This window comes from Bartonella sp. CL435QHHD, assembly GCF_042195095.1.
Classification (GTDB): domain Bacteria; phylum Pseudomonadota; class Alphaproteobacteria; order Rhizobiales; family Rhizobiaceae; genus Bartonella.
The window spans coordinates 86,348-103,391 of the sequence record NZ_JBHINS010000027.1 but is presented as its reverse complement, the minus strand read 5'-3'; the positions used below and the strand labels follow the sequence as shown (position 1 = coordinate 103,391).

The window sequence follows — 17,044 nt, the reverse complement described above, 5'->3', positions numbered from 1 at the left end:
GTGATGTATTATACGATTGTCTTTCTTCCGCTTTTGGGTTTTTTAATTGCTGCACTAGGTGGAAAAACGATAGGAGATCGTGCGAGTGAATTGATAACATGTAGCTTTATGGTTGTTGTTGCCATATTATCGTGGATAGCATTTTTCAGTACTGCACTTGGTCATATTCCAGCGATTGATGTATCGGTATTACATTGGATGACTGTTGGTGACTTAAGCTTTAATTGGGCTTTACATGTTGATGCATTAACAGCTGTCATGCTTATTGTTGTAAACAGTGTTTCGGCATTGGTGCATATTTATTCAATTGGTTATATGCATCATGATCCTTCAAGGTCTCGTTTTTTTTCTTATCTTTCTTTATTTACATTTATGATGCTTATGTTGGTCACATCCAATAATTTGATTCAGATGTTTTTTGGATGGGAAGGTGTCGGACTTGCTTCTTATTTACTCATTGGTTTTTGGTTTCAGCGCGATTCTGCTAATAAGGCCGCAATGAAAGCTTTTGTAGTTAACCGTGTTGGAGACTTTGGTTTTCTCTTAGGAATCTTTAGTATTTTTGTTTTGTTCCAATCGGTTGATTTTGCCTCTATTTTTGCAAAAGCTGCCGACAAGAGCTTTATACAAAATGTGACATTTTTAGATTGGCAATTTGATGGGCAGACGGCAATTACCATTACATGTCTTTTATTATTTATTGGTGCGATGGGAAAATCCGCACAATTTCTTTTACATACTTGGCTGCCTGATGCAATGGAAGGACCAACCCCTGTATCAGCGCTTATTCATGCTGCTACAATGGTAACGGCTGGTGTTTTTATGGTTGCGCGTATGTCGCCAATTTTTGAACTTTCTTCGACTGCTTTGACCGTGATTATTATTGTTGGTGCAACAACAGCGTTTTTTGCAGCAACTGTGGGGTTGGTGCAGAATGATATTAAGCGTGTTATTGCTTATTCTACATGCTCTCAACTTGGTTATATGTTTGTGGCATTAGGTGTTGGAGCTTATGGCGCTGCTGTCTTTCATCTTTTTACGCATGCTTTTTTTAAAGCCTTATTGTTTCTTGGTGCAGGTTCTGTGATTCATGCTGTATCTGATGAACAAGATATGCGAAAAATGGGTGGGTTACGCAAACATATAAAGGTCACCTATTGGATGATGATGGTCGGGACCATTGCCTTGACCGGTGTTGGAATTCCAGGAACACTTTTCGGGACTGCAGGTTTTTTCTCAAAAGATGCGATTATAGAGTCTGCTTTTGCATCTCATAATATTGCTTCAGGATATGCTTTTTATCTTCTTGTTTTTGCTGCCTTTTTAACAAGTTTCTATTCATGGCGGCTTATCTTTATGACATTCCATGGTAAACCACGGGCAACAGTTGATGTGATGCATCATGTTCATGAATCGCCTCCAGTTATGTTGATTCCACTCTTTCTTTTATCTATTGGAGCAATATTTTCTGGTGTCGTTTTCCAACCTTACTTTTTTGGTGAGTTGTATAATGCTTTTTGGAAGGGAGCATTATTTACAAGCAGCCATAATCACATTCTTCATGATGCCCACCATGTCTTTAATTGGGTAAAATGGTCGCCATTTATAGCGATGCTTCTTGGGTTTATCTTAGCTTATTTATTTTATGTTTCTATTCCATCTCTTCCTAAGAAAATGGTTCGTATTATGCCAAGAACATATAACTTTCTTTACCAAAAATGGTATTTCGATCAATTATATAACTTTTTGTTTGTTCGTCCTACCTTTAGAATTGGTTCTTTTCTTTGGAAAGTGGGAGACGGTAAGATTATTGATGGTCTAGGCCCTAATGGTATTGCAGCGCGTGTTGTTGATATTACAAATAGAGTTGTTCGAATGCAAACAGGCTATCTTTACCACTATGCATTTGCAATGCTTATCGGCGTTGCATTGCTCATTACATGGATGATGATCGGGGGCGTAAACTAATGACCGATTGGCCTATTCTTTCTACGGTTACATTTTTGCCGCTTGTTGGTGTGCTTCTGATTTTGTTTATCAAAGATGATAGTGAAGTAGCACGCCATAATATACGTAATGTCGCATTTTTTACGACTCTATTTGTTTTTATTATTTCTTTAATTATTTGGATAGGATTTGATTCTAGCAACCAAAATTTTCAAATGGTTGAAAAATCCAGTTGGTTAGGGGGGGGTATTAGCTATCATATGGGGGTTGATGGTATTTCTATTCTTTTTGTTGTTCTCTCGGCTTTTCTTTTGCCTTTCTGTATTTTAGCAAGTTGGGAGAATGTTAAAGAGAGATTAAAGGCTTATATGATTGCGTTTCTTCTTCTAGAAGTTGCGATTATTGGCGTTTTTTGTGCTCTTGATGCAATGCTATTCTATGTTTTTTTTGAAGGCAGCCTTATTCCAATGTTTATCATTATAGGTGTATGGGGAGGAGCACGTCGTGTTTATGCAAGTATAAAGTTTTTCTTATATACTTTACTTGGTTCAGTGCTTATGCTGGTTGCTCTTATGGTTATGTATTGGGAGGCTGGGACACTTGATATACCAACTTTACTCAATTATCAGTTTCCTGCTCATATGCAAATATGGCTATGGCTTGCATTTTTTGCTTCTTTCGCAGTTAAAATGCCAATGTGGCCAGTTCATACATGGCTCCCTGATGCTCACGTAGAAGCACCGACAGCGGGTTCCGTTATTTTAGCTGGTGTCTTACTCAAATTAGGTGGGTATGGTTTTCTTCGTTTTTCTTTGCCTATGTTTCCTATCGCTTCAGCAGATTTTGCGCCTTTTGTTTTCACATTATCGCTTATCGCTATTATTTATACATCACTGGTTGCACTTGTTCAAAGTGACATCAAAAAACTTATTGCTTATTCTTCAATAGCGCATATGGGGTATGTGACAATGGGTATTTTTGCTGCAAATGAACAGGGGATACAAGGGGCTATTTATCAGATGCTATCCCATGGAATTGTTTCAGCAGCATTGTTTCTTTGTGTTGGGGTTATCTATGATCGCTTGCATACACGTGAAATTTCAGCGTTTGGTGGTTTAGTGAATAATATGCCTAAATATGCTGTTGTTTTCTTAATTTTCACTATGGCAAATGTTGGTTTGCCTGGAAGCTCAGGATTTTTGGGTGAGTTTTTAACCTTAATAGGTGTTTTTCAAGTAAATAAATTAGTTGTTGTTTTAGCAATAACAGGTGTTATCTTATCGGCAGCCTATGCCCTTTATCTTTATCGGCGTGTGGTTTTTGGTTCCTTGGATAAAGAGAATTTAAAAGTATTAATAGATCTTTCTTTAAGAGAAAAATTCCTCCTTTATCCAATGGTTATTCTTACAATATTCTTTGGTATCTATCCAACGCCTATTCTTAAGGCAACGGCGTTTTCCGTAGAAACCCTCATCAATAAACTGCACTAGATAAGGGAAGAATGCACATGCAAACTGAAATAATAGCGCAATTAGTCTTAATTCTTCCAGAGCTTTTAATTGCATTAGGAGCTGTCGTGCTACTTATGATTGGTGTTTATTCCAATACACGTGCTTCTTTAACAGTGACAGGTTTAGCCATGGCACTTCTTGTGGCAACCATTATTATTCTTATAGTTTTTCCGAAAAATGGTTCATTTCAAACCAATGCGCTCGTTATCGATTCCTTTAGTCGTTATATGAAAATTTTAATGCTTATTGGTGCACTCTTTTCTCTTATCATGTCTGTTGGTTTTGCCAATGCACAAAAGTTTAATATATTTGAGTTTCCAGTGCTTGTTCTTTTAGCAACCCTTGGAATGATGTTTATGATTTCAGCGGGTAATATGCTGTCGCTTTATATGGGGTTAGAATTGCAATCTTTAGCTTTATATGTTTTAGCAGCGATTAATCGTAATAATGTGAAATCTTCTGAAGCCGGTATAAAATACTTTGTTTTAGGAGCATTATCTTCAGGGTTGCTTCTTTATGGTATTTCTTTACTTTATGGTTTTACCGGTCAAATTGGTTTTCACGAAATTGCTCTTGCTTTAAAAGGTAAGAATGTACAATTGGGGGTCATTTTTGGAATTGTCTTTATTTTAGCTGGTTTGGCTTTCAAAATTTCTGCTGTTCCATTTCATATGTGGACACCTGATGTTTATGAAGGAGCGCCCACACCGATTACAGCATTTTTTGCTGGTGCCCCTAAAGTTGCTGCAATGGCTTTAATCATCCGTATTATTGTGACGACCTTTATTCCCCTAGGGCGTGTTGATAACGTGATGCCTGCATGGCAACAAATTTTGGTGTTCATGGCGATTGCATCAATGATACTGGGTGCTTTTGCTGCAATTGGTCAAAATAATATTAAGCGCTTAATGGCTTATTCGTCGATCAGTCATATGGGCTATGCACTTGTTGGTTTATCTGCTGGAGATATGCTAGGAGTAAAAAGTGTTATTCTTTATATGACGATTTATCTTGGAATGACGATTGGTTCATTTGCCTTTATTCTTGGAATGCGCTCTCAGAATGGCAATGTTGAAAATATTTATGATCTTTCAGGGTTAGCAAAGACGAATCCTTTTATGGCTGTTGTGATGACAATACAGCTTTTTTCTTTAGCAAGCATACCTCCTATGGCTGGTTTTTTTGGAAAGTGGTATACATTTTCTGCGGCTGTCCACGCTGGACTTACTCCACTTGCTGTCGTGGGGATGATAGCGTCTGTCGTTGGGGCTTTTTACTATTTGAGAGTCATTAAAATTATGTGGTTTGATGATGCAAAAGCGCATTTTGTTGCTTTATCGAATGAGCTTCAGTTTTGTCTTAGTCTTTCTGTATTCTTTATTTTATTTTACGCGCTTTTTGGAGTTTGGTTCGCTGAGCTAGCAGAAAAAGCAGCAACAGCATTGTTTTAATGAATATGGTTTATACTTTATCAGATTTTGCACAAAAACAGGGATATACTGTTGAAGCGTACGATAGTGTTGATTCAACAAATCTCATTGCGCAACGAAAAGCGAAAACTGGTCATCAAGGTAATCTTTGGATTGTTGCACAAGAACAATCACAGGGAAGAGCAAGAAGAGGGAGGACTTGGTCTAGTCCAAAAGGGAACCTTTATTCTAGTCTTTTATTAATTGATGATATTGTTCATCAAACTGCGGCTCAACTTGGCTTTGTTGCTGGAGTAAGTGTGGCAGAGGCAATAAAACAATTGATAAAAGAGGAAAAGCAGACAAACAATATTGTGAGCTTAAAATGGCCAAACGATATTTTGCTCAAAGGAGAAAAAAGCTCTGGAGTTTTGCTTGAGATTTTAAAATTGTCATCACAACAATATGCCTTGGTTATTGGTATTGGAATAAATGTGAAATATAATTATGAAGATGCACCTTATTCCACTTCAAGCTTAAAGAATATCGGTTTGCATATTGATGCAGAACAATTATTTACGGTTTTGACGGAGTGTTTTTCTAAAAATTACCTTCTTTGGAAACAACCAAAAGGATGTGAAATAATCCGAAAAAAATGGCTTTTATATTCCGCTCACCTTGGAAAACATGTCAAAGTGGTGAATGATGAAAAAGTCATTGAGGGTATTTTTGATGGTCTTGATAGTGATTTTAACTGCATCATAAAGCAAAAAGACGGTCAGACAGCCATTATAACAGCTGGAGATGTTCATTTTGGTTCCGCTGATTCTATTAATGCAGGTCGTTATTGAAAAATTATTTTACCATCAGATACCTTAATGATTTGGGAGATGTTTATGGTTGCAGCCAATAAGAATGAATTTGTTTTTTTACCTCTGGGAGGTGTAGGTGAGATAGGGATGAATTTAGCTGCTTACGGATTTGGTCCCCAAAGTCTTCGTGAATGGCTGCTGGTTGATATGGGGGTTAGTTTTGCTGGTTCTGAATTACCAGGTGTCGATCTTGTTTTGCCTGATATTCGTTTTCTAGAAAGTGAAAAACATAATATACGGGGTCTTGTTTTAACACATGCACATGAAGATCATTATGGGGCCGTTCTTGATTTATGTCCAAAGTTACAAGTGCCAATTTACTGTACGCCTTTTACGGCAGGATTATTGGAAACTAAAAAACAATTAGATTTTGAATCTCAAAAAATTTTACTCAATATTTTTCAAGCTGGTGATTGTTTTCAGGTAGGTTCCTTTGCTGTAGAGGCTATAGCCGTTAACCATTCAATACCAGAATCTGTATCTTTAGCAATTACAACCTCTTTGGGGACTGTGATTCATACTGGTGATTGGAAAATTGATCATACCCCTTCACTCGGGGCTGTAACCGATGAAAAAAGATTTCGTGCTTTAGGCAAAAAAGGTGTTTTAGCATTACTTTGTGATTCCACAAATGCATGTCGGGATGGTATATCTCCATCAGAGCAGCAAGTTCAAGCCAGTCTTTCTGAGATTATTTCCAAAGCTGAAGGGCGCGTTGCGATAGCAACTTTTTCTTCTAATATTGGTCGGATACGTTCTATTGCTCTTGCAGCTGAAGCTGCTGGACGTAAGGTGCTTGTCATTGGGCGTTCCCTTAAGCGAAGTATTATGGTTGCACAAGAGCTTGGTTATATGAATGGTTTAGCGCCATTTGTAACGGAAGATGATTATGGCTATATCTCGCGAAAAGATCTTGTTTTAATTGTCACTGGGAGCCAAGGTGAGCCATGTGCAGCTTTGGCTAAACTGTCACGTGATGGAATGAAAAATATTGCACTTTCCGCTGGTGATACCGTTATTTATTCATCACGAAGTATTCCAGGAAACGAAAAAGCGATTATTGAGGTACAAAATCGTTTCATTGATTTGGGTATTGAAATTATTACGAATGAAGATGCGCTTGTTCATGTTTCAGGTCATCCACGTCGTTCAGAACTTTTACAGATGTATGATTGGATAAAGCCACAAATACTTGTCCCTGTACATGGGGAAGCAATGCATCTTAAGGCTCAGGCAACTTTAGCACGTCAAGCAGGTATTAAAACTGTTACGGATATCAGAAATGGACATATTTTACGTCTTGCACCAAAGCCTGTAGAAGTTATTGATCAAGTTCCTGTTGGCCGCATCTATAAGGATGGTTGCTTAATTGGAGATGAAGATGAATTAGGGATTCGTGAGCGCCGCAAACTAAGTTATGCTGGTCATGTTACTATTTCTCTCCATATAAATAGTAAGCATGAATTATTAGGGGATATAGGTCTAACAATATTAGGGTTACCTGAAAGTAATGGAAAGGGGAAAAGTTTAAAAGATATTCTTTTAGATATCGTAGAAAATACAGTTGATAATATCCCACGCATGAAACAGAAAAATAATGAACTTATTCGAGAGGCAACACGACGTGCAGTGAGAGCGGCTGTTCATGAAATTTGGCAAAAAAAACCTATCTGTACAGTTTTTTTACATCGGTCAAAATAAAGAACTTTCATATTACGTTATTTAAAAAGAGAAGAGCATTTTTATTTTATTGCTAAATAAGAAAAATAGAGAATAAAGCACAATAAATTTTTAAATGATAAGATCGTTATATTTGCAAGTATTCAGAATGCGGCTATAGATGAATAGAGGGTGTGATAAATTGTTCCGATATGATAGATCTGATTAGGAGTTAATTATTTCAATGCGTCTTTCTCAATATTTCCTTCCACTTTTAAAAGAGAATCCTAAAGAAGCAGAAATTGTTTCTCATCGCTTCATGTTGCGCGCTGGAATGATTCGACAACAAACATCAGGGATTTATTCTTGGCTTCCTTTGGGAAAAAAAGTGCTTGATAAAGTTTGTAAAATTATTCGTGAAGAGCAAGAACGTGCGGGTGCAATAGAAATATTGATGCCTACAATTCAGTCTGCTGATCTTTGGCGTGAAAGCGGTCGTTATGATGATTATGGTTTGGAAATGCTCCGCATTAAAGATCGTCAAAAGCGTGATTTACTTTATGGTCCAACCAATGAAGAGATGGTAACAGATATTTTTCGCTCTTATGTTCGTTCTTATAAAGATCTTCCGCTGAATTTATATCATATTCAATGGAAATTTCGTGATGAAATTCGTCCACGTTTTGGTGTGATGCGAGCACGAGAATTTTTAATGAAAGATGCTTATTCTTTTGATCTTGATTATGAAGGCTCTAAAACATCTTATAATCGTATGTTTGTTGCTTATTTACGCACTTTTTCTCGCCTGGGATTAAAAGCAATTCCTATGCGTGCAGATACAGGTCCAATAGGGGGGGAACTCAGTCATGAATTTATCATTTTGGCTGAAACAGGAGAGAGTGCTATCTTCTGTGATAAACAATTTCTTGAACTTACCGTTCCAGATAGTTCAATCGATTTTAGTGATAAAGCTGTTTTAGATGATATTGTTAAGCAATGGACATCTTGTTATGCAGCAACGGAAGAAATGCATAATGAAGAGGAGTGGGCTAAAGTTTCTGATCATAATCGTCTTTCAGCGCGTGGTATTGAAGTAGGTCATATTTTCCACTTTGGTACTAAATATTCTGCTCCAATGGGAGCAAAAGTTATGGGACAAGATGGAAAAGAGCATGTGGTCTCTATGGGATCTTATGGTATTGGGCCTTCGCGTCTTGTTGCGGCCGCTATTGAAGCTTCTCATGATGAAAATGGTATTATTTGGCCAAAGTCGATGGCACCGTTTGATTTTGGGATTATCAATATGAAACCCGATGATGAAAAATGCACACAGGCATGTGAGTTTCTCTATCAGGGATTAAAGGAGGTTGGTTTTGATCCGTTATTAGATGATAGAAATGAACGTCCTGGATCAAAATTTGCAACAATGGATTTGATTGGTTTGCCAACGCAAGTCATTGTTGGCCCTAACAGCATTGCACAAAATGAAGTTGAAATTAAAGATCGAAAAACAGGAATAAAAAAATCTCTAAAGGTTGAAGATGTGCTCAGCCAACTTTCTATAATTTAATAGGAAATGTTATGAAGAGGCTGAAAAACAAATGCTTTTCATCTTATGAGTGGATGATCGCTTTTCGTTATATGATTCCCAATAAAAAACATGTCGTTGCATCTGTTATTTCAATTATTTCTCTTATTGGGATTATGTTGGGCGTATTTGCTCTGGTTGTTGTTATGGCGGTGATGAATGGCTTTCGTACAGAACTTCTCAATCGTATTCTTGGTATGAATGGGCATCTTATTATTCAAACAGTTGATTCTGGTTTTTCTGATTATAAGACTCTTATTTCTTCTTTAGAAACTACAAATGGTGTGAAGTTTGCTTTACCTGTTATTGAAGGTCAAGCGCTTGTTCAAGGTGAAGTTCAAGGTGGCTCTGGCGCGTTAGTTCGTGGTATGCGCAAACAAGATCTAGAAAAGCTTAAAACAGTCTCTCAAAACATTAAATTAGGATCGATTTCTCGGTTTGATCAAGAAGAAGGTGTTGCAATTGGAAGTGGCTTAGCAGAAAAATTAGGACTGACAGTTGGAAGAGATATTCGTATTATTACTCCAGATGGTGATGAGACTCCTTTTGGCGTTACCCCACGTGTGAAAGCTTATAAAGTCGTTGCTATTTTTGAAGTTGGTATGTCTGAATATGATTCAATATTTATCTTTATGCCTCTCCATGAAGCACAAATGTTTTTTAATTTGGGAGATAAGGTTCAGTCTTTGGAATTATTTCTAAATGATCCTGATGCTGTTGATCAAATAAAACCTGTTGTAGAAAAAGCAGTTGAACAACAGGTCTATTTAATTGATTGGCGTACACGCAATCAGGCTTTTTTTTCAGCCTTACAGATTGAACGAAATGTTATGTTTTTCATTCTTTCTCTGATCGTTCTTGTTGCTGCTTTAAATATTATTTCAGGGCTGATTATGCTTGTAAAAGATAAAAGTCATGATATTGCAATTTTACGCACGATGGGGGCTCAACAGAGTGCGATTTTGCGTATATTTATCATTACAGGAATGATGATTGGTTTTATTGGAACTATATTGGGTTTAGTTTTAGGTGTTATCGCGACCGCGAATATTAATCATATCCAAGATTTTATATCTTGGTTATTTAATGTCGACGTTTTTAATCCTCAACTTTATTTTTTAACAAAATTGCCTGCACAAATTGAGTGGAAACAGACCATCTTGGTTGCTATGATGGCTTTATTCTTGTCGTTTCTTGCTGCTCTCATTCCGGCATGGCGTGCTGCTAAGCTAGACCCCGTACAAGCTTTGAGGTATGAATAATGACAGCTATTTTAGAGCTTGTAGAGATTGAAAGACACTTTTTCGAGAGCCATAAGCCGCTCATTGTTTTAGATAAAGCGAATTTTATTCTTAATCGTGGAGAGCTTGTCGCACTTGTTGCACCATCTGGTGCTGGAAAATCAACACTTCTTCATATTGCTGGATTATTAGAAAAACCAACAGCTGGTGATGTGATGTTACGGGGTGTTTCTTGTGCAAAGCGCTCTGATAGTGAGCGAACAGCTATAAGACGGAATGATATTGGTTTTGTTTATCAATTTCATCATTTACTTCCAGAGTTTACGGCGTTAGAAAATGTCATGATACCGCAAATGATAGCAGGATTAAAAAAATCTATAGCAGAAGATCGTGCGCGCAAATTATTGACGTATCTGCGTGTTTCTCATCGTGCGAACCATCGTCCCTCAGAGTTATCGGGAGGAGAACAACAACGTGTTGCTATTGCACGTGCAGTAGCAAATGGCCCTTCGGTTCTTTTGGCTGATGAACCTACAGGAAATCTTGATCCAGTAACTTCAGCTTATGTCTTTCAAGCTTTATCTATCCTTGTTCGTCAGTCTGGTCTTTCTGCTCTTATTGCAACACATAATTACGCTTTGGCTAAGCAAATGCATCGTCGAATTACACTTAAAGAACAAAAGATTATAGAACTTCCTTAAAGCAAGGTACAAATTTTATACGACTAATTGAATAGTTTATATTACTTTATTCAAGGAGATTTTTTATGACAGTTTTTGTCGTTGACAAAAATCAATTAGATGCTCGTCGTCGTCGATTGATTTTTCGTGCATGGCATCGCGGTATTCGTGAAATGGATCTCATTTTTGGACATTATGTCGATGCTCATATTACTGGGATGAATGATAGAACGCTCTCTGAGCTTGAGTATATTATGTCTTTTGATGATCGTGATTTACTGACATGGATTACTGGAGAAATTTTGCCCCCCTCTGAGGTTGATAGTCCACTTTTTCGTGATATTGCCAATTATCGTACTTGCTTAAGTTATTAATCCCGATGCCTATATTTAAAAAAATTGTTATTCCCAAAAATAATTCTGTTCGTATGATTTTAGATGGCGTTACTGATGGATTTGAAGCCTTTGCGCTTGCTAAATTAAGTTCAGAAATTGCACAAGGTAAACCGCTCCTCTATGTTGTCCGTGACGGAACAAAAATTGTGCATTTACAACAAGTTTTAAATTTTATTGAGCCCAATTTACCCGTACTTCAATTTCCTGCATGGGATTGTTTGCCGTATGATCGTGTGTCACCAGGAATTGCTGTTATGGCTCGTCGACTATCAGCATTGGCACACATAGCAAATTTACGTAAAGATCCACATCCTGCAATTATATTAACAACAGCAAATGCGATTATGCAAAAGCTACCTCCTCGTGAAATGATAGAAGCTCAGCTTATTCACGCACGTGTTGGCCAGCGCAATAACATGGGAAATCTTATTCAATTTCTAGAAACCAATGGTTTTGAACGCGTTACGGTTGTCCGTGATGTTGGTGAGTTTGCTGTAAGAGGAGGAATACTTGATATCTTTTCTCCGATGGATGTTGAACCTTTACGTCTTGATTTTTTTGGAGATACCCTAGAAAGTATCCGCGTATTTGATCCAGAAAGTCAAAGGACAACAGGCCAAAAAACTGAACTTTTATTACAGGCAATGAGTGAGGTTGTTCTTACACCAGAACGCATCAGTCGTTTTAAAAGCAATTATACCCGTACATTTGGTGTATCACAAAAAAATAACATGCTTTATGAAGCAATTTCTCAAGGTCGGCGTTTTGCCGGTATGGAACATTGGCTTCCATTTTTTTATGAAAACCTTGATAGCTTTTTTGACCATTGTGGCAACTTACCGATAGTTTTTGAGCATCTCATAGAAGAAGTCTTCATTGAGCGCTATCGTCTTATTGAAGACTATTATAACGCGCGCAAAGAGCGCGAAAATGATGAAAAAAATTCTACTTCTTATCATCCAATAGATCCTAGTCTTTTCTATTTAACGCCAAAGCGTGTTTTGGAAGATGTGCAACAATCTTCACAGCGTATTGATTTTTCGCCTTTTAATGTTCCACAAAGTTTGGAACAAACTGTTATTCACACCAATGTTAAACAAGGATATGATTTTGTAAAAGAGCGTAATGCGCAGGAAAAAAATGTTTTTTCAAGTGTTATTGATCATATCGCATCTTTACGCGCTGCTGGTAAAAAAGTGCTTTTAGCGTGTTGGAGTGAAGGATCTCTCAATCGTTTGTTACAAGTTCTCGATGAGCATGGATTGAAAAAAATAGATGTTGCAAAATCTTTGCAAACAGTCAAAGCAACACCTCGAGATCGCATATTAGCAGCTGTTATCATGATAGAACATGGTTTTGTGGCTGAAGATTTGGCTATTATAGCAGAGCAAGATATCCTTGGCGATCGTTTTATAAGATCGCCAAAGCGGCGTAAGAATAATACAAATTTTATTTCTGAAATTTCTGCTTTAAATTCTGGTGATATTATTGTGCATATCGACCACGGTATTGGCCAATTTGTTGGTCTTAAAACCATCAGAACCACTGGAATTTTACGAGACTGCCTTGAAATTAGATATGCTGGAGGTGATTTACTCTTTTTACCTGTTGAAAATATTGAGCTTCTCTCACGTTATGGCTCAGAAGGAACAGAGGTAACTTTAGATAAATTAGGAGGTGTTGCTTGGCAAGCACGTAAAGCTCGGCTTAAAAAACATTTATTGGAAATGGCAGGGCAATTAATCCGTATAGCTGCAGAGCGTATGACTCGTGCTGCGCCTGCTTTACTTCCACCAATTGGACCATTTGATGAGTTTGTTGCTTGCTTTCCCTATGAAGAAACGGAAGATCAAATGAATGCAATTGATGCTGTTTTGGACGATCTAGCCTCAGGTAAGCCGATGGATCGCTTGATATGCGGTGATGTTGGTTTTGGAAAAACTGAAGTAGCTATTCGAAGTGCTTTTGTTGCAGCATTAAATGGATATCAGGTTGCTGTTGTTGTACCGACAACTTTGCTTTCACGTCAACATTACAAAACATTTATTTCGCGTTTTCAAGGATTACCGGTTAAAATTGGACATGCTTCGAGGCTTGTAAAAGCGAAAGAACTTGCACGAGTAAAAAAAGGTGTTTCAGATGGTACAATCGATATTGTCATTGGAACCCATGCATTATTAAGTGGTGCAGTTAATTTTTTACGGTTAGGCCTTCTTATCATTGATGAGGAACAGCATTTTGGTGTCAAACACAAAGAGCGTTTAAAAGAGCTTAAAAGTGATATTCATGTTCTCACACTTTCAGCAACTCCCATACCACGCACTTTAGGGTTAGCTTTATCGGGTGTACGTGAACTTTCATTGATAACAACCCCTCCCATTGATAGAATGGCGGTTCGTACTTTTATTTCACCCTTTGATGCACTTGTTATACGAGAGACCCTGCTTCGAGAATATTATCGTGGTGGACAAAGTTTCTATGTTTGTCCTCGTATTTCTGATCTGGCTTTTGTAGAAGAATATCTCAAAACATATGTGCCAGAACTGAAATTCGTTGTGGCTCATGGACAAATGCCGGCTGGACAACTTGATGATATCATGAATGCATTTTATGATGGACAATATGATGTGCTGCTATCAACAACCATTATTGAATCAGGTCTTGATATTCCAACAGCCAATACCCTAATTGTGCATCGTGCTGAGATGTTTGGTCTTTCTGCCCTTTATCAGTTACGTGGTAGGGTAGGACGTTCAAAACAACGTGCGTATGCTCTCTTTACATTTCCTGCTGGTAAAGTTTTAACAACTGCTGCTGATCGTCGTCTTAAAGTGTTACAATCTCTTGACACCTTAGGGGCCGGTTTTCAATTGGCAAGCCATGACATGGATATCCGCGGTTCAGGAAATTTTTTAGGTGAAGAGCAATCGGGGCATATCAAAGAAGTTGGATTTGAACTCTATCAAAAAATGCTTGAAGAAGCTGTTGCTGAATTAAAAGATGGAGAGCTAAATGAAGATAAGCAATGGTCACCTCAAATTTCTCTTGGTACAACAGTGATGATACCAGAAAGTTTCGTGCCTGACTTATCATTACGTATGGGACTTTATCGTCGTTTAACAGAACTTGATGGTTTAGAACAAATTGATGAATTTGCAGCGGAGTTAATTGATCGCTTTGGTCCTTTGCCCCTTGAGGTTCAACATCTTCTTAAAGTCTTTCATATTAAAACATTGTGTCGAAAAGCACATGTAGAAAAATTAGATGTTGGACCAAAGGGGATTGTCATACAGTTTCGTAATAACTATTTTGCAAATAGTGTTGCTCTTGTTCAGTGGGTGGGAAAACAAGGTTCAATGGCAAAAATTCGACCAGATCAAAGTATTGCTCTTATTCGTGATTGGTCCACAGCGGATGAAAGGCTTGTTGGAGCAGCGAATATTATGACACAGCTTGTCGAAATGGCAGAACAACATTCTGTTTAAAAAATTTCTTTATTGTTTCAGAACTGTTACTCATTTTTATAAAATCATTCTATAAAAACAAACAGTTATTGATTTTGTATAAGAATAAAATTTAAGTTTATAATAAAGAACCCTTTATATATTTATTTGGTTTTTATTATATACGTATTGATATAATGAAGAAAATAGATTAGACGGTTGGACCGCATTAAATAGCACTTTCAATATAATAAGCTAATAAGCTCCTGTAAATTTTTTAGAAAGAATTTAGGTAAAGATAGCATGCTTTCTTCATTACAAAAGTGTCTAACTATCGTTTTTTTATTACTCACTTTAATACATGGCGTAAAAAACGCTTATGCTGAGTTATCTTCTGATGAACAATACCAACATTTAAAAAACAAAAGAAAGAATATTAAAGAGAGCATACAATTTATTGAAGAAAGTATATCTCATTTGGATATTTGGGAAAAAAATATTTCTAAAGCAGAATACTATGAGCGTTTACAGGAACGGAATAAGTTATATAAAAAACTGAAAACTCTGAAGGATGAATATTATAATCTTGGTTCGAAATTACAGGATCTAGCTGAAAAAAAACAAAAAATTATCTCTAGAATACATATAGCGAGAGAGTATGAAGTAGGGGAGTATGAAGAAAAGTTGATTAAAGCAAAAGACTATTTAAAAAAAACTCAAACGTTTAATGAATGGGGAATGAATGAGAAAAGTGGAGGTGATGATGAGATAATGAAAAATTATCTCATGTTTATTATTGCTTGCAATACGTTAGCGGATATATTGCAAAGTGATATAGGTGCTATTTTGCGCAAAGATTTTGATTGGAAAGATAAAGATTTTAGTTGGGCTAAAGGCGCAAATAATTCAATAAGTCCTAGTTTAGTCAGGGATATTAAAGAATTACTAACAGATGGCTCTTATAGTTATGAAAAACAAATATTTGACGATATAAAAAATAGTCTTACAGAAGATAATTGGTTTGTAAAAAGTGCACCTAAGCTTTGTAATACCATTAAAGAAGTACATAATATAATGCTTCCAAACAAGAAAAAGAATATTATAGATCGTATGCGTTTTCATGTTGAAGAATTATTCAATTAAAAATTATTTATTTGATTTATGTTGAATTATATTCAAAATAGAAAAATACTTAATTTTTCGTAACATTATAGTTTAGAAAATTCATAAAAAATAATGCTATGAGAATATCCAATTAAAAATTTACTCATATAAATACAGAGAAATTAAGCTGATATACTAAACAATAGTTAAAACATATTAGTAATAATATATTTTATTTTTTGAGTTATTACTTATTATTTATAATAAAGTAATATTATACACGTAATATATTATCTGTTATTCTTATCATATAAGATTTAATATATATATTAAATAATAAACTCATATATCTTTTTTATGTTTTCTTTTTATGCATAATTTTTTGTGCTTGTAGTTTTTTATTTTTATCTGATTAATTATTTTAATGACGATACATCTCATATCATAAATATTGTTTCATTAATACGATAAGAGAAATATTTTATAGCTCTAAATTGTGTTATATAGGAAAACAAAATGATACTTTGAATTCATTTTTTCTTAAAACTTAAATCATTAACGATTTATATCTTTGATGTTGTGAAAGCTGAAAAGAATTTATCATTTTAGAAGCTTCTTTTATTTGAGAAATAACTTAAAATAAATTGATAAAAGCTACATTTTTTATTCACGTTATAAAGCTGAGAGATGATATTTGTACAGAGATGCAATAATAGATGTATAATATATGAGCATAAATTTATTATGGCTTTAGGCACGTGAGATGATTCATAGGGGGGGCCTTTGTTCAGTAGTTTTATCTATAAAACTAACTCCGCTTGTGATGTACAAGTGGATAAATTTTATTGATTCAATATAAGAGAGGTTTGCGCTATTAGGATCTTTCATACAATATAGAAATAGAAAAAAGATAAATTATTATTATAAATTAATATGTTATTATGTTTTAAGAAAGTTTATTATAAATAAAATATTTTCAGCAGTTATAGATTTTCTCTCTAAGAAAATGTGTTGTTTAATTAAGAAAAAAGCACTTCTTTAGTAACGTATTTTTAAACTAAACTTTTTAGTTAAACGCTATGGAATATAAAATTTTTATTACAAAAGCGTATCACCATTGTTTTGTAAACAAGGGAAGAAAATTGTTCATTAGCAAAAAGTTCTCTTACAATTATGCAGAAATTTTAGACAATCA

General features: G+C 35.8%; 11 protein-coding genes. All 11 read left to right on the top strand.

The features are described 5' to 3' along the window. The first annotated feature begins 3 nt into the window (after nt 1–3). The 11 genes from nuoL (at nt 4) to ACFILH_RS01330 (ending at nt 15,888) form a co-directional block, all read left to right on the top strand. Nucleotides 4–1,968: an NADH-quinone oxidoreductase subunit L gene (gene nuoL, locus ACFILH_RS01380; RefSeq protein ID WP_375631157.1), complete on the top strand. Its 1,965-nt coding sequence runs from the start codon at nt 4–6 to the stop codon at nt 1,966–1,968. Further along, nucleotides 1,968–3,437, top strand: coding sequence for an NADH-quinone oxidoreductase subunit M (locus ACFILH_RS01375; protein ID WP_375667257.1), 1,470 nt, complete (start codon nt 1,968–1,970; stop codon nt 3,435–3,437). The genes nuoL and ACFILH_RS01375 overlap by 1 nt, the downstream gene beginning before the upstream one ends. Nucleotides 3,438–3,454: 17 nt before the next feature. Next, nucleotides 3,455–4,909 (top strand): NADH-quinone oxidoreductase subunit NuoN, encoded by a 1,455-nt coding sequence (nuoN, locus tag ACFILH_RS01370; protein WP_375637640.1) that lies wholly within the window; start codon nt 3,455–3,457, stop codon nt 4,907–4,909. Then, on the top strand, nt 4,909–5,718 hold the full coding sequence (locus tag ACFILH_RS01365; protein WP_375631153.1) for a biotin--[acetyl-CoA-carboxylase] ligase: 810 nt from the start codon (nt 4,909–4,911) through the stop codon (nt 5,716–5,718). Before nuoN ends, ACFILH_RS01365 begins: the two co-directional genes overlap by 1 nt. A gap of 45 nt (nt 5,719–5,763) precedes the next feature. After that, nucleotides 5,764–7,440 carry a ribonuclease J gene (locus ACFILH_RS01360; protein ID WP_375667255.1) on the top strand — a complete coding sequence of 559 codons (1,677 nt, stop codon included), beginning with the start codon at nt 5,764–5,766 and terminating at the stop codon, nt 7,438–7,440. A 202-nt stretch (nt 7,441–7,642) separates the two neighbouring features. After that, the gene (gene proS, locus ACFILH_RS01355; protein WP_375654462.1) at nt 7,643–8,968 is read left to right on the top strand and encodes a proline--tRNA ligase; all 1,326 of its coding nucleotides are present in this window, start codon (nt 7,643–7,645) and stop codon (nt 8,966–8,968) included. Between the two features lie 11 nt (nt 8,969–8,979). Beyond that, the gene (locus ACFILH_RS01350; RefSeq protein WP_273791270.1) at nt 8,980–10,248 is read left to right on the top strand and encodes a lipoprotein-releasing ABC transporter permease subunit; all 1,269 of its coding nucleotides are present in this window, start codon (nt 8,980–8,982) and stop codon (nt 10,246–10,248) included. Further along, nucleotides 10,248–10,928: an ABC transporter ATP-binding protein gene (locus ACFILH_RS01345; RefSeq protein ID WP_273791269.1), complete on the top strand. Its 681-nt coding sequence runs from the start codon at nt 10,248–10,250 to the stop codon at nt 10,926–10,928. The genes ACFILH_RS01350 and ACFILH_RS01345 overlap by 1 nt, the downstream gene beginning before the upstream one ends. A gap of 65 nt (nt 10,929–10,993) precedes the next feature. Continuing rightward, the gene (locus ACFILH_RS01340; protein WP_273791268.1) at nt 10,994–11,281 is read left to right on the top strand and encodes a succinate dehydrogenase assembly factor 2; all 288 of its coding nucleotides are present in this window, start codon (nt 10,994–10,996) and stop codon (nt 11,279–11,281) included. A 5-nt stretch (nt 11,282–11,286) separates the two neighbouring features. Then, a complete protein-coding gene (gene mfd, locus ACFILH_RS01335; RefSeq protein ID WP_375667254.1) occupies nt 11,287–14,787 on the top strand; it encodes a transcription-repair coupling factor in 3,501 nt (1,166 codons plus the stop codon). Nucleotides 14,788–15,048: 261 nt separating this feature from the next. Next, entirely contained in the window at nt 15,049–15,888 is an 840-nt protein-coding gene (locus ACFILH_RS01330) for a hypothetical protein (protein ID WP_375631150.1), read from the top strand. Nucleotides 15,889–17,044 lie beyond the last annotated feature (1,156 nt).